Raw genomic sequence first — 12,272 nt, forward strand, 5'->3', positions numbered from 1 at the left:
GACTACGCGCGGCAGCGCTACATCACCGGCGGCGACTACGCCCGGCAGCGTCACCAGCAGCAGCTGATCCGGGCGATGACCCGCAAGATCCTGGACGAGGGCCTGGCCAAGCAACCGGAGCGCGTCGACAAGGTTGTCTCCGCGCTGGGTGACACGTTGGTCTACGTCGGCGGACGCCGGATCGTCGACATCGCGTACGCCCTCAGTGGCCTGCCGGAGAACCGTTTCACGCTGGTCGGGCTGCCCGGTTCCGGTGTCGGCAAGGGCAGCGCCTACCGGGGTGAGCAGCTGACCGCCGAGGGCCGCACGTTCCTCACCGAACTGCGCGCCGGTCGCGCCGACGCGTACCTGGACGCCCACCCCAAGCTGGTCGTCAAGAACTGACCGGCGCTCAGAGCCGCTTGGGCGGGGCGGGCTTCTTGGTGCCGTACAGCCAGGCGTCGAAGAGCGCGTCGAGCTTCTTGCCGGAGACCCGCTCGGCGAGGGCCACGAACTCGGCGGTGGTGGCGGTGCCGTCGCGCTTCTCCGCCGCCCAGGTCTTGACGATCTCGAAGAACGCCTCGTCGCCCACGGCCACCCGCAGGGCGTGCACCGTCATCCCGCCGCGCTGGTAGACCGACTCGCTGAACAGCTTCTCCGCACCCGGCTTGCCCGGCGGTGTCTGCCACACCTGCGCGGACATCTCGACGTAGCGGGTGTCGAACGCCTCCTTGGCGGTGTACTCGTCGGTGTGCTCCGCCCAGAGCCACTCCGCGTACGTCGCGAAGCCCTCGTTGAGCCAGATGTCCTCCCACTTGGCCAACGCGACGCTGTCGCCGAACCACTGGTGGGCCAACTCGTGGGCGACGACCTCGGTGTTCTCGCCCTGCCGGAAGAAGCTCGCCGCGTACACCGGTCGGCTCTGCGTCTCCAGGGCGTAGGAGATCCGGCTGTCGGAGATCACCACACCGCCGTACGCGTCGAACGGGTACGGCCCGAACACGCTCTCCAGGTAGTCGGCCACTTCCACGGTCCGGGCGATCGACGCGTCGGCGCTCCCCTTGGCCAGGTTGGTGGTGACAGCGTTGTAGACCGGGCGGCCCTTGTGCTCACCGGTGGTGATCCGGAACTTGCCGATCACCAGCGTGCTCAGATAGCTGGCCATCGGCGACTTCTCCGACCACTTCCAGGTGGTCCAACCGCCCGAGCTGACCTTCCCGCCGGGAACGCCGTTGCTGATCGCGGTCAGCCCGTCCGGAACGGTGACCTCGAAGTCGTAGGCCGCCTTGTCCGACGGGTGGTCGTTGACCGGGAACCAGGTGCTGGCCGATTCGGGCTGACCCAGCGCGATGGCACCGTCGGCGGTGTGCAGGAAGCCGCCGTCACCGAGCGTCTCGTTCTTCAACGGCTTCGGCTTGCCGGCGTAGGTGATCTCGACGACGAACCCGTTGCCGTTGATCAGGCCGGACGCCGGCTTGATCACCAGCTCGTTGCGCTTGCGGCTGTGCGTCGCCGGTGCGCCGTCCACGGTGACCGCGCTGACGGTCAGGCCGGCCAGGTCGAGGTTGAACGTCGACAGGTCGGTGGTCGCGGTGGCCCGCACCGTGGTCGTACCCGTCAACTGGTCCTTGGCCGGGTCGTAGCGCACCTTCACGGTGTACCGGCCGACGTCGTAGCCGCCGTTGCCGTAGGTCGGGAAGTAGGGGTCGCCGACCCCGTCGGCACCCGCCGTGAACGTCCGCGCCGTGGTGGAGGACGTGCTCGGTGACGGTGCCGTCTCCGGGCCCGTCGAGTCGCATCCGGACAGTGCCAGCGCACCGGTCACCACCAGAGCGGCACCCGTCCGCAGTCTGTGCCGCGTCCCCCGCATCCCACACCCTCTCCGCACGGTGGCCGGTCACGGCCTCCGCCGCTCCGCACGAACGGGCGCCTACCCGCCGTTCACCGGCGGCAGCATATCGACCGGGCGGCCGGGCCGGGTCACGGCAGTGTGGGGGCCGACCCACCCACCAGCCAGGCGTCGAAAAGCGGGCGCAGTTGCCGCTGCGCGACCCGCTCGGCCAGCGAGACGAGGTCCGCGGTGGTCGCGTTGCCTCCCGCCCGCTCGGCGGTCCAGGTGCGCAGGATGCGGAAGAAGAGGTCGTCACCGACGGTGCGGCGCAACGCGTGCACGGCGAGCGCACCCCGCTTGTAGACGGCAGTGCCGAACATCTGCTCCCGGCCCGGCTCGACCGACGGCTGCCTCCAGTCGGTCGCCGCGTACTGCATTTCGAAGTTGCGCTGGGCGGTCCGGCCGCCGTCGTGCTCCTCCCACAGCCACTCGGCGTAGCTGGCGAAACCCTCGTTGAGCCAGATGTCACCCCACCTGGTCAGTGACACGCTGTCGCCGAACCACTGGTGCGCCAGCTCGTGTGCGACGACGCTCGGGTTCGGCCGGTCGTCGGCGAAGAAGGCCGGCCCGTAGACCGGTCGGGACTGGGTCTCCAGGGCGTACCCGACCCGGTCGTCGGCGATCACGATCCCCCCGTACGAGTCGAACGGGTACGGGCCGAAGCGGCTGGCCAGGAAGTCGGCGATCGCGCCGGTGCGGGCCAGCGAGGTGGCCGCCCCACCAGTCGCCGGCAGGCTCGCGGCCACCGCCGTCACCATCGGCCGGCCGGCGTGCGTGCCGGTCACCACCCGGTAGTCACCGATCACGAGGGTGCTCAGGTAGCTGGCCATCGGGGTGCGCTCCGACCACCGCCAGGTGGTCCACCCGTCGGCGCTGCTCCTCGGCAGCGGCACGCCGTTGCTCAGCGCGGCCAGGCCGTCCGGGACGGTCACCGCCAGCTCGTAGGTGGCCTTGTCCGAAGGGTGGTCGTTGACCGGGAACCAGGTGGCGGCCGAGTGGGGTTGGCCGAGCGCCACCGCGCCGTCGCTGGTGTGCAGGAAACCGCCGCTGCCCAATGCCCCGTCGTCGACGGCAGTCGGTACGCCCGCGTAGTCGACGGTCACGGTGAACTGCCGCCCCCGCGGTACGCCGTCGCGGGGCGTCACCACCAGTTCGCCGTCGCCGCGCCGGTACTCGGCCGCCGCGTCGCCCACGCTGACCGCGCCGACCTCCAGGCCGGCCAGGTCCAGGTTGAACCGGGACAGGTCCTGGGTGGCGGTGGCGGTGATGACGGCCTTCCCGGTCAGCCGGTCGGTCGACGGGTCGTAGCGGACGTCGAGGCCGTAGTGCGCGACGTCGTAGCCGCCGTTGCCGCGCCCCGGCACGTACGGGTCGCCGACGTCGGCCGCGCCGGGCCGGAAGCCGTCGCGCTCATTGCCCGTACAGCCGGCCGCGACCAGCCCGAGGACGCAGGTCAGCGCGGCGGCGACCCGCAGTCTCCGTCCGGTCAGGACCATGTGCACTCCTCCTGCGGCACTCCGCTCAGGCCGAGCCTAGCCAGCATCGCGGGCCGCGCGGCCGGTATCGACGATCATCAGTAACTTTCGTTGAATCAAACAAAAGACGACGTCGATCGAACCTTTCTTTCGACTTAGACCGACGTTAGTGTCTGTTCCCGACCACCGTCGCGAAAGGTGGAACCATGCCCGACCACACCGCCCCCGACGCCACCCCCACCGGCCGACTCAGCCGTCGGTCCCTGCTCGCCGCGTCCGCCGGCGCCGCCGCCGCGATCGGCGCGGCCGGCCTGCCCGTCCTGGCCACCGGCACCCCCGCGCTCGCTAACCCCAAGAGCAAGCTGCGGGTCGAACCGCTGATCCCGGCGAAGAACCGCGGCATCATCCTCTACAGCGTCCGCGACCGGATCACCGCCGCGCCCGACGACAGCGGAGTCCCGTACGGCTTCGAGCGCGTCCTCGCCCGACTCGCCGAAATCGGTTACAAGGAGATCGAGTTCGCCGGCTACACCCAGAGCACCGAGATCCTGGGCCGGCAGATCACCCCCGCCGAGATCCGCAAGATCCTCGACGACAACGGCCTGGTGGCCAACGGCACCCACGCCACGATCCAGCCGGCCACCTTCCAGCAACAACTGGACATCGCCGAGGAACTCGGCATGAAGAACATCGGCACCGGCAGCGACCCGACCAACAGCGCGTACAAGGCCGAGTGGGACGCCGCCGCGGACATCTGGAACGAGCTGGGCCGGCAGGCCAAGGCCCGGGGCATGCGGCTCTACACGCACAACCACGACGCCGCGTACAGCTTCCTGATCGACCGGGGCCCGCGCGACGCGCAGGGCCGGCAGACCCGGTCCTCCGGCATCCGCCGCCTGGAGTACTTCTTCGAGATCACCGACCCGCGGTACGTCTTCTTCGAGCTGGACATCTACTGGGCCTACGTGGCCCGCTACAAGCACCAGAAGTACATCAACCCGGCCGGCCAGGAGGTGACCGACCTGTTCGACCCGATCCTCACCGTGGCCGACCGGACCACCCGGTTCCCGCTCTTCCACGCCAAGGACGGCGACCGGGATACCAGCGTCCCCAACGGGTACCAGATGACCCCGCTGGGCGACGGCGACCTCAACTTCCAGCAGTTCTTCCAGACCATCGGCGAGCGCAACTTCCACCACGCCAACTGGGAGATGGACACCGCTCCCGGCGGCGCTGACAACAAGGGCCAGTCGCTCGACTTCGCGGCGACCAGCTACCGCAACATGTCCGACCTGACCATCTACCTGGAGAAGTGACAGCCGGCTGAACACGACGAAGGCCGGCCCGTGCGGGCCGGCCTTCGGACGTCAGGAGCGGTCAGCGGTCGAGGACCAGACCGACCTTCTGGAACTCCTTCAGGTCGCGGTAACCACACTTGGCCATCGCCCGACGCAGCCCGCCGAACAGGTTCAACTGACCGTCGGCCTCGTCGGCCGGCCCGAAGAGCAACTGCTCCATCGACCCGAGCGGCTCACCGGAAACCTCGAAGGCACCCCGGGGCAGCGACGGGTGACTCGCCGCCGAGTGCCACCAGGCACCACCGGCGGGGGCCTCCTCGCACAGCGACAGCGGCTCACCGAGCATCACCGCGTCAGCGCCGCAGCCGAGCGCCTTGGCGATGTCACCCGAGGTCTGGATGTCACCGTCGGCGATCAGGTGCACGTACCGGCCGCCGGTCTCGTCCAGGTAGTCACGGCGGGCCGCCGCGGCGTCGGCGATCGCGGTGGCCATCGGCACCCGGATGCCCAGCACCGACTCGGTGGTCGACCACTCGTCACCACCGATGCCCACGATCACCCCGGCCGCGCCGGTGCGCATCAGGTGCAGCGCCGTCTTGTAGTCGGTGCAGCCACCGACGATCACCGGCAGGTCGAGGTCGGCGATGAACTCCTTGAGGTTCAGCGGCTCGTCAGTGGTCGACACGTGCTCGGCCGAGACGATGGTGCCCTGGATGACCAGGATGTCCACACCGGCGTCCAGGATCACCGGCGCCAGCGCCAGGGTGTGCTGCGGGGAGACCCGCACCGCCACCGTGCCGCCACCGGCGCGCAGCTCACGGACCCGCTCCGCGATCAGGTCCGGGCGGATCGGCTCCGCGTACACCTCTTGGAGCCGCTTGGTGGCGCGGGCGTCCTCGTCGAGGCCGGCCAGCTCGTCCAGCACCTTCGTCGGGTTCTCGTAGCGGGTCCAGAGCCCCTCCACGTTGAGCACGCCGAGGCCGCCGAGCTGACCGAGACGCACCGCCGAGGACGGGCTCATGGTGGCGTCGGAGGGGTGGCCGACGCACGGAATGCCGAACGGGTACGCGTCGAGCTGCCAGGACGTCGACACGTCGTCGACGTCCCGGGTGCGGCGGCTCGGCACGATGGCGATGTCGTCCAGGTGGTAGCCGCGCTGCGCGGTCTTGCCCAGCCCGATCTCGACCACGTCACGCATGGGGGACTCCAGGTGGTTGGGGGTGGTGGGTCAGCGGGTGTGGTAGTTGGGCGCCTCGACGGTCATCTGGATGTCGTGCGGGTGGCTCTCCTTCAGGCCGGCCGCGGTGATCCGGATGAGCTGGCCCCGGCGGTGCAGATCGGGGATGTTCTCCGCACCGGCGTACCCCATGGCCAGTCGCAGACCGCCGACCAGCTGGTGGGCCACCCGGGAGAGCGGCCCCCGGTAGGGCACCTGGCCCTCCACGCCCTCCGGGACCAGCTTGTCGTCGCTGAGCACGTCCTGCTGGAAGTAGCGGTCCTTGCTGTACGACTTGGCCTGACCCCGGGACTGCATCGCGCCGAGCGACCCCATCCCGCGGTACGTCTTGAACTGCTTGCCATTGACGAAGATCAGCTCGCCGGGGCTCTCCTCGCAGCCGGCCAGCAGGCTGCCGAGCATCACCGTGTCGGCGCCGGCGACCAGGGCCTTGGCGATGTCACCGGAATATTGAATGCCGCCGTCGCCGATCACCGGCACGCCGGCCGGGCGGGCGGCCCGGGCCGCCTCCATGATCGCGGTCACCTGCGGCACGCCGACCCCGGCGACGATCCGGGTGGTGCAGATCGCGCCCGGCCCCACACCCACCTTGACGCCGTCGGCGCCGGCGTCGACGAGCGCCTTCGCGCCGGCGTACGTGGCCACGTTGCCGCCCATGACGTCGACCGCCACGTCGGCCTTGAGCCGGCGGACCATGTCCAGCACGGCCCGCTGGTGACCGTGCGCGGTGTCCACGATCAGCACGTCCACGCCCGCGTCGACCAGGGCACGGGCCCGCTTGTAGGCGTCCTCACCGACACCGATGGCGGCGGCGACCCGCAGACGACCGGCGTCGTCCTTGCTGGCGTCCGGATACTGCTCGCTCTTGGTGAAGTCCTTCACCGTGATCAGGCCGCGCAGTCGGCCCGAGTCGTCGACGATCGGCAGCTTCTCGACCTTGTGCTGACGCAGCAGGGCCAGAGCGTCGTCCTTGCTCACCCCGACCCGGGCCGTGATCAACGGAGTGCGGGTCATGATCTCGCGGACCGGGGTGTTCGGCTCGGAGACGAAACGCATGTCCCGGTTGGTGACGATGCCCACCAGCTGGCCGTCGCCGTCCACCACCGGAACGCCCGAGATGCGGTACCGCCCGCACAGCTCGTCGACCTCGCGCAGCGTGTCGTCCGGGCTGGCGGTCACCGGGTTGGTGATCATGCCGGACTCGGAGCGCTTGACCAGGTCGACCTGGAGGGCCTGGTCCTCCATGGAGAGGTTGCGGTGCAACACACCGATGCCGCCCTGGCGGGCCATGGCGATCGCCATCCGGGCCTCGGTCACCGTGTCCATGGCGCTGGACAGCAGCGGAATGGACAACTCGATGTTGCGGGTGAGCTTCGTCCGGGTGTTGACCCGGCTGGGCACCACGTCCGACTCGCCCGGCTGGAGCAGCACGTCGTCGAAGGTCAGACCGAGCGGAACCACCCGGGCGGAGCCGGCCGGCAGCTCAGGCAGGTGGCCGCCCAGGTCGGCGTGCTCGACGCCGGCCGGAAGATCGGTGCTGGGCGAATTTTCCACGATTGCTCCCCTGAGCTGCTCGGATGGGCTTCAGCGAGGTGGCGCGGGCGGGCACCGGAGCGCGCCACGGTGCCGGCACGTCGCTTCATCGTACCCAGTGAGCTGGGCGACCCGTCCGTGGCAGGCCGGCCCGGCGCGGAGGCCGGGGGGCGGACGTTCGCGCCGCGTTGGGTCTACGGTGAGGGGGTGCACGACGAGCCCATCGACCCGTTCAATGGCGACCCGGCCGATCCGACAGCGGGTCTGGATGACCCGGGCGATGACGCGACGCCGGATCCGCTGACCGACGTCGAGCGGCAGGATGTGCTGGAGGACCTCGCCGACCTGGAGATCTACCAGGCGCTGCTGGCCCCGATCGGGGTCCGCGGGCTGGTGATCGAATGCGAGGACTGCCGGGAGCCGCACTACTTCGACTGGGACCTGCTCCGCGGCAACCTGCGGCACCTGCTCAACTCCGGCCGACCCCGGGTGCACGAGCCCGCGTACGACCCCGACCCGGATCACTATGTGACCTGGGACTACGCCCGGGGGTACGCCGACGGGGTGCACGACACCCTGTCCGAGGGCACCGAGGACGAGCCGGGCGCCCCGACCGCCACCAAGTGACGACACCGCCGCGCGGCGTACCCCTGCTCTCGGGTGCCGTGCGGGCGTGCCCCGCTTCCGCGCGGCGCGCCCTGCGGCGGCGCTGCGCGGACGTCAGGCCACCAGACCGGCGCGGAACCCCGCCGCCACCGCGTGCGCCCGGTCCCGGGCACCGAGCTTGCGGAACAACCGGCGGGCGTGCGTCTTGACGGTGTCCTCCGACACGAACAGCTCCCGGCCGATCTCCGCGTTGCTCTTGCCCTCGGCCATGCCCAGCAGCACCTGAAGCTCACGCTCGGTGAGGCCGATGGACGCCCGACTGGGTCGCGCGTTCGGGACGGGACGGCCCGGGTCGGTCTGCGCCGCCGGCTCACCGGTCCCCGCCTCCGCCTCGTCGTCGCCCCGCTGCACCGGCACCGACGCCAGACCGGCCGACCCGTCAGCGGCCGTCGCCGTCCAACCGGGCTCACCGGAACCGCGCGGCGCCGGCCCGGAGCGACCGGAACCACCCACCGCCGCCGCGTCGCGGGCCGGATCGGTGCTTCGCTGCCGGGAGGCTCGACCGGGCGCGGTGAGCAGCAGTAGGGCCTTCGCCACCGCGCTGGTCAGGTCGTGGTCGACATTCTGGATGAGCCCCCGGGCGCCGGCACTGATGGTGGCCGCCGCAGCCTCGGACTCCTCGGTGCCGAGCAGCAGCACCGCTGCCTGCGGGGCCCGCGCCAACACCCGGCGGACGAAGCCGGCGCTGTCCGGCCGGGTGAGGGCGGTGTCCGCCAACACCACGTCGGCCGGCCGCTCCGCCAGCCGCAGCATCACCTCGGGATCAGAGACGGCGGTACGAACGATCGCGGACAACCCCAGCCGCGCGGCAGCAGAAGTAAGGTGCTGGGCCGCGAGCGGTGTCCGAACGCACACAAGGACGGTACGCACTGTGGTCTCCTCTCCGCCAACGAGCAGACCATGACGCGGTCGGCTGGGGAGGTGGTTCCGGGCAATCGTTCGAACTTTTCCGACAGATAGGGCGAAAGCCGCAATTTCCCGGAGGTTTTCGATCACAGACGTGTGAGTTGACGAAAGCCCGGGTACCGGAGATCCAGGCCGGGAACGGTGCGCCTGCGCGGCCCGCCGCCCGGACGCCGGCCATCAAGGATTCTCGCGGAGCCGCGCGGGAGGAGGGGTGCTGATGTCGAACGTACGTAGACTGCCCGGACCCATCGTCGATCTCTGGGACTGGCAGCGACTCGGTGCCTGCCGAGGACGCGACAGCGCGCAGTTCTTCCACCCCGACGGTGAACGAGGCTCGTCCCGGCTGCGCCGCGAATCCTCCGCCAAGGCGGTCTGCCGCACCTGCCCCGTACGCGCCGAGTGCGCCGCCCACGCACTGTCAGTGCGCGAGCCGTACGGCGTGTGGGGCGGCTTCAGCGAGTCGGAGCGTCTCCGACTGCTCGCCGTCGGCTGGGAGGACCTCGCAGACCGCCGGCACGCCCGAGTCGACGTCGCGCGACTGGAAGCCCGCCTGGGCCGCCCGCACAAGTCGACGGTCCCGGACCAACGCAAGGTCGCCTGACCCGACCGTCCCCAACATCCGCGAACCGCGCCCCCGACCTGGAGGCGCGGTTCGCGCGGTTGCGCGCGGGTCTAACCCGGCCTGCGCGGCGCGCCGCCTACGCAGCTCGGCAGGTCTGCGCGGCCTTGCCGGGCTTGCGTGGCTTCGCAGGGTCCGCGCCGCGTTGCGGGCTCGCGTGGCTTCGGGAGGTATGCGTCGCGTTACGGGCTCGGGTGGCTTCGCGAGGTCTGCACGGCTTCAGGCCGGCTGACAAACCCGCGACCATCGCGCTCGATGCCGACCTCATTACGGCCATGATCAACACGAGGTCCTTGATGTCGGGCCGTCCCGCTCGCCCGGACACCCCGATTTCATTGAAGACGAGTGGATCAAGCCCTGGTGCGCACGGGACCAGCCGGCGGGGGATGATCTCAGGGGAGATTTGTCCGGTCTGGGCCGTTGCAGGGTGACGTACCGTTAGGCTATGCACGGTTTGGGGCTTTTGCCTGGTTACCGGTCTCACCGGTGGGCCGGAATCATGGCCGGGCGGGGGTCGTTACACACCCTGACGATCGCAGCAGCACCTCCCGCCGCCCGGTCTTCACGGGTGCGGGATCTGAGGTCCGGCAGGGTGGAATGCCCCCCGCCACCCGGTCGTTATGGTCCCCACGATCGACCGCAGGCACCGCCGTCATCTGGGTGCCGACAGGTTGGGCCAGCCCGGAATGACCCCGGCCCCCCGGTCGTTGTGATCCCGACGATCGACCGCAGGCATCGCCTCCACCTGGGTGCCGACAGGTTGGGCCACCCCCGGAATGACCCCGGCCCCCCGGTCGTTACACCTGGACCCCGGCGCCATGAGCCCCGCGCCCGTGAAGTCGCCGACCGACGCCTCTAGAGGCGTCACCCCCCAAACTTTCCCCTTGTTATGTGCAGCGCCGGACGAGGTGCTCACACCCGTGCGTCCCCCCGACGTGTGGGTGTTCTTACCCCCGAAGGAGCTACCCCCATGAACACGATCTTCCGTAAGAGCATGCTGTCCGTTGCTGGTCTCGCGTTCGCCGGTGGTGTGTTCGCCGGCCCGATCGCCGCCCACGCCGCCACCCCGGCCGTGGACGCCAAGCCCGCCGCCGCAGCGGTGGCGGTGCAGGCGGCGAAGCCGCAGGGCGAGCAGTCGCACATCACCCTCAACGACGAGCAGAGCGCCAACGTCAAGGCGATCATCGCCGCCACGAAGAAGGCCGGCCTGCCCGAGCGCGCCGCGGTGATCTCGATCGCGACGAGCCTGCAGGAGTCCAAGCTGGAGAACCTGGGCCACCTGGGCGACAAGAACGACCACGACTCGCTGGGCCTGTTCCAGCAGCGCCCGAGCTCGGGTTGGGGCACCCCGGAGCAGATCACCGACCCCGAGTACTCCACGACCGCGTTCCTCAAGGGCCTCAAGCAGGTCGACGGGTGGCAGGACATGCCCCTGACCGACGCCGCGCAGACCGTGCAGGTCTCGGCCTACCCGGACGCCTACGCCCAGTGGGAGCAGCAGGCCACCGACCTCGTCGCCCAGCACTGGAACAGCTGACCCGCACCACCGCGCCACCGCACGGTAGAACCGTGAGACCACCGACCGCTGGCCGGCACCCGCAACCCGGGGTGCCGGCCAGCGGCGTTTGCGTTGCCGCCGGCCCGCACGGGACCGCCCGCCCCCGGGACGCCGACCACCGACCGCCGCAGCGGGCCGCAACGGGAGATGTCGCGCTGAAGGGCTCCTCGGCGGAGGCGGATGGCGTCATCAAGCGGCGTTCGTTTACAGATCTTGGACAGTTTCCGTTAGCGCAGAACGGAAACTGTCCAAGATCTGCACGTACGGGTCCGCGCGTCGGCGGTCCATCAGCCGCCGGCCGCGCCGAAGGACAGGCACGGGACCCGCAAGTTAGGTCGGTAGGCAGCCGCGGTAGATCACCCACGGACCCCGCAGTCAGGTCGGGGACCCCTCCCCGCTGTCGACCGGAGGGGCGGTGGTGCGTCGGGGTCAGCGGACGGTGACGGTGACGGTATGCCAGCCGGTGGCGCCGTCCGGGACGACGCCCTGGGTGCGGTCGGTTTGGGTTTCACCGGTCGCGTCTGTCGCTCGGACCTGGAGCCGGTGTTCGCCCGGTGTGGCGTCCCAGCGCCAGGACCACTGGACCCAGGTGTCCACCGACACGGTGGGGGCCAGCGTGGCCTCCTGCCACTGGCCGTCGTCGACGCGTACCTCGACTCGGCGGATGCCTCGGTGCTGCGCCCAGGCCACCCCGGCGACGGTCACCGGCCCGGCGGTCAGCCGGTTGCGTCTGCGGGGCGTGTCGATCCGCGACTGGGTCTTGATCGGCCCCTCGCGGGACCATCCGCGCGGCACCCAGTACGCGTCGAAGTCGGCGAACCGGGTCAGCTCAAGTTCGGTCACCCATTTGCAGGCCGACACGTAGCCGTAGAGGCCCGGCACCACCATCCGGACCGGGAAGCCGTGCTCGACCGGCAGCGGCTCGCCGTTCATTCCGACGGCCAGCAGCGCGTCCCGTCCGTCGCGCAGTGCGGCGGTGGGGGTGCCGCAGGTCCAGCCGTCGACAGACCGGCCGACGACCTGGTCGGCGTCGTCGTCGGGTTCGACCTCGTCCAGCAGTTCCCGCAGGGGTACGCCGAGCCAGCGGGCATTGCCGATCAGGTCCCCGCC

Annotated in this window: 10 protein-coding genes and 1 pseudogene; 5 read left to right on the plus strand and 6 right to left on the minus strand. The window is 70.6% G+C overall.

Annotated elements, in window-relative coordinates:
• A pseudogene (locus KBX53_RS08255) lies at positions 1-384 on the plus strand (LytR family transcriptional regulator); the annotation flags it as partial.
• A gap of 7 nt (positions 385-391) precedes the next feature.
• Here the strand turns inward: KBX53_RS08255 and KBX53_RS08260 are convergent.
• Both KBX53_RS08260 and KBX53_RS08265 read right to left on the minus strand, forming a co-directional pair.
• Positions 392-1,849: a M1 family metallopeptidase gene (locus tag KBX53_RS08260; protein WP_210858413.1), complete on the minus strand. Its 1,458-nt coding sequence runs from the start codon at positions 1,847-1,849 to the stop codon at positions 392-394.
• Positions 1,850-1,959: 110 nt separating this feature from the next.
• Positions 1,960-3,366, minus strand: a complete 1,407-nt coding sequence (locus KBX53_RS08265) for a M1 family metallopeptidase (protein ID WP_210858414.1) — start codon at positions 3,364-3,366, stop codon at positions 1,960-1,962.
• Between the two features lie 185 nt (positions 3,367-3,551).
• Between KBX53_RS08265 and KBX53_RS08270 the strand changes: the two genes are divergently transcribed.
• Positions 3,552-4,661: a sugar phosphate isomerase/epimerase gene (locus KBX53_RS08270; protein ID WP_210858415.1), complete on the plus strand. Its 1,110-nt coding sequence runs from the start codon at positions 3,552-3,554 to the stop codon at positions 4,659-4,661.
• Positions 4,662-4,722: 61 nt separating this feature from the next.
• On the opposite strand, the gene KBX53_RS08275 is transcribed toward KBX53_RS08270, so the two are convergent.
• Together KBX53_RS08275 and guaB are read right to left on the minus strand one after the other, a co-directional pair.
• On the minus strand, positions 4,723-5,841 hold the full coding sequence (locus tag KBX53_RS08275) for a GuaB3 family IMP dehydrogenase-related protein (protein WP_030337858.1): 1,119 nt from the start codon (positions 5,839-5,841) through the stop codon (positions 4,723-4,725).
• A 30-nt stretch (positions 5,842-5,871) separates the two neighbouring features.
• A complete protein-coding gene (guaB, locus tag KBX53_RS08280) occupies positions 5,872-7,434 on the minus strand; it encodes an IMP dehydrogenase (RefSeq protein ID WP_030337859.1) in 1,563 nt (520 codons plus the stop codon).
• A 186-nt stretch (positions 7,435-7,620) separates the two neighbouring features.
• Here guaB and KBX53_RS08285 point away from each other — a divergent pair, with 186 nt between their 5' ends.
• Positions 7,621-8,040 (plus strand): DUF5319 domain-containing protein, encoded by a 420-nt coding sequence (locus KBX53_RS08285; protein ID WP_030337860.1) that lies wholly within the window; start codon positions 7,621-7,623, stop codon positions 8,038-8,040.
• A gap of 93 nt (positions 8,041-8,133) precedes the next feature.
• Here the strand turns inward: KBX53_RS08285 and KBX53_RS08290 are convergent, their stop codons facing one another.
• Complete coding sequence (locus KBX53_RS08290; protein ID WP_030337861.1) at positions 8,134-8,949, minus strand: response regulator transcription factor; 816 nt, start codon at positions 8,947-8,949, stop codon at positions 8,134-8,136.
• Between the two features lie 253 nt (positions 8,950-9,202).
• Here KBX53_RS08290 and KBX53_RS08295 point away from each other — a divergent pair, with 253 nt between their 5' ends.
• Positions 9,203-9,586: a WhiB family transcriptional regulator gene (locus KBX53_RS08295; RefSeq protein WP_210858416.1), complete on the plus strand. Its 384-nt coding sequence runs from the start codon at positions 9,203-9,205 to the stop codon at positions 9,584-9,586.
• A 988-nt stretch (positions 9,587-10,574) separates the two neighbouring features.
• Positions 10,575-11,141 (plus strand): hypothetical protein, encoded by a 567-nt coding sequence (locus KBX53_RS08300; RefSeq protein WP_210858418.1) that lies wholly within the window; start codon positions 10,575-10,577, stop codon positions 11,139-11,141.
• A gap of 450 nt (positions 11,142-11,591) precedes the next feature.
• On the opposite strand, the gene KBX53_RS08305 is transcribed toward KBX53_RS08300, so the two are convergent.
• Positions 11,592-12,272: molybdopterin-dependent oxidoreductase (locus tag KBX53_RS08305; RefSeq protein ID WP_210858420.1), on the minus strand; the 681-nt coding region annotated here is incomplete at its 5' end.

The sequence above is a fragment of the Micromonospora sp. M51 genome (genome assembly GCF_018070305.1).
Taxonomy (GTDB): Bacteria; Actinomycetota; Actinomycetes; order Mycobacteriales; family Micromonosporaceae; genus Micromonospora; species Micromonospora parva.